The sequence below is a fragment of the Actinotalea sp. genome, assembly GCF_035443605.1.
GTDB lineage: Bacteria > Actinomycetota > Actinomycetes > Actinomycetales > Cellulomonadaceae > Actinotalea.
Map to the genome: position 1 here is coordinate 1 of NZ_DAORSQ010000200.1, position 2,267 is coordinate 2,267.

At 71.5% G+C, this 2,267-nt stretch carries 1 protein-coding gene; it reads right to left on the minus strand.

The window, feature by feature from the left end; all coding sequences use genetic code 11:
* Window positions 1-212: 212 nt before the first annotated feature.
* The coding region (locus tag PKY62_RS13130; protein WP_324537675.1) for a hypothetical protein at window positions 213-2,267 on the minus strand (2,055 nt) is incomplete at its 5' end.

The window sequence follows — 2,267 nt, forward strand, 5'->3', positions numbered from 1 at the left end:
TGCCGGACTCGACCAGGAAGGCGCCCGCCGCGGGATCGCCCTCGCGGAAGATCACTGCGCCTGGTTCGAACGCGACCCGACCGTTGGCCATGACGCCCTCCGCGCCCTCGCCGGAATGCTAGCGCGGCCAATGGCCGCCCGCCCAACCCCTGCAAAGCGAAGGGGCCGCTTGCGCGGCCCCTCCGTTGTTGCCTTGCCCGTGTCGCCGTCCCTTACGGGACGCAGCCGGCCGGTGGCGGACTGAAACCGTCACCGCAGATGCGCGAACCGGAGAAGGTCACGACCGCGGTCGGGCCGTCGGCGCCCGCACGGAAGGTGCAGGTGCCGGTGCCGAGTTGCACCGCCAGCGGGCCGGCGCCGTCCGGATCGAACACGAAGCCACCGTACTGGATCGTGGCCACGGTGCTGCCATTGGGGCCGGTCGGCAGGATCGCGCTCGGGCCGAGCGAGGCCTGCGCGCCGGTCGCGGTGCAGGTGGCCGAAATCAGCACGCCGCCCACGCCGTTGACCGAGCCATCGCTGAGGGTCAGCGAAACCGCCACCGAACCCTGGCCGCCCGGGAGCAGGAACGAACCCGGGTTGGCGATCAGCGCGAGGCTCGCGGGCCCGAGGATGTCGGTCTCCGCTTCCGCATCGTCGACCTGCCAGGTGATCGTTCCGGCGGTGCCCGCCTGGGTGATGCCCGAGGTCGTGACCGAGGCGATCGCGCAACCGTCGAAGCCGGTGACCGTGGCCAGCGTGCCGGCCGCGGCGGCGGAGCCGTCGATGCTGGCCGAGCCCTGGGTGAGGCTGACGACGTAGCCGATGCGCACGCCGCCCACGCCGTTGCCGAAGGCGTCCTCGAGGCACACCGGCACGCCGACCGTGCGATTGCCCTGCACGCCGGTCGGGGCCGAGATCTCGAGCGGGCCCGCGGCCTGGAAGCGCAGGACCTCGGCATCGCCCGCGGTCTCGCCGGGCGTCGACACCGGGGTCGCATTGGCCTGCGCCCACAGCACCATGCGCTTGCCGAGCTTGGAGATCGGATAGGTCACGGTCACGCGCGCGACGCCGCTGGAATCGGTCGACGCGGTCGGACGCACGTTGCCATCGACCGCGCGGCCGATCACGTACGGCAGCACCGGGCCGTTGTCGACCGAGGTCCCGGTGTCGTCGTTGCGGTTGAAGCGGTTCTGCACGGTCAGCGTGGTGGCGTTGACCACCTGCTGGACGGTGCGGATGTTCTCGAGGTCGCGGTCCTGCGGACGCTCCTCGCCGAACACCACCAGGGTGTCGTTGGGGCCGACGCCGCCGGCAGCCGTGGTGAAGGCACCGCCCGGCGCGGTGAAGGTCGTGCCGTTCTCCTGCGGGTTGCCATCGCCACCGGCGATCAGGAAGGCGCCATTGGACTGCGGCTCGTCGATCAGGCCGAAGCGGATCTCGGTGCCCGGCGGCACCGGGTTGCCGAAACGGTCGGTGGCGACGATCGCCACGTCCATCTCGTACGCCTGGGCGCTGGTCGGGGACTGCGACACCGCCGTGCTCGCGACCACGTTCGCCGGCGAGGCGATGTCGAGGTCGAACAGCTGGCCGTCGGAAACCGACAGCGCGCGGGTCGAGGTCACGCCGTCCTGGATGCCGTTGTCGACGTTGTTGTCGGCGCGGTCGGAGGTGGCGCGCAGGGTGAGCGGGCCCGAGCGCGTGCCGGAGGCGTAGGTCGCGTTGCCGACGCCGTTGTTGCTGGCGAAGCGCACCAGGCTGCCACTCTGGCTCTGGCCGTTGGCGCCGATGGACTGCAGGCGCTCGCCGCCCTGCGCGCCGCCGACGATCTCGAGCTGGATGTTGTTGACGCCGGCCGCCGGGCTCTGCGCGAATCCGCCCGCCGCGTCGATCACGAAGACCTCGACCGACTTGCTGGTGGCGCCGTTGACGCCCTGGATGTAGACCGCCTCGTTGCCGGAATCGATCACCACCGAGCCCGGGAGGCCGGTGGCGCCGCTGGCGATGGTGAAGGTCTGCTGCCCGGAGACGGTTTCGCCGGTCTGCGGGTCCTGCGCGGTCACGGTCAGGACGACCTGCGCGGCGCGGTTGAACGAGTGCACGAACACCGTGGCGCGGCCGCCGGCCGCGTCGACCGGGCCGTTGCCCAGCAGCACCTCGAACTCGTTGATGTCCTCGGTCTCGCCGTCGTCCAGGGTGCTGAACGCGGCGAAGGTCACCGGGTTGATCGAAACCCCGAACTGCTCCTCGCCGGTGCTGACCAGCGCGCCGTCGAGCGAGCGCTGGGT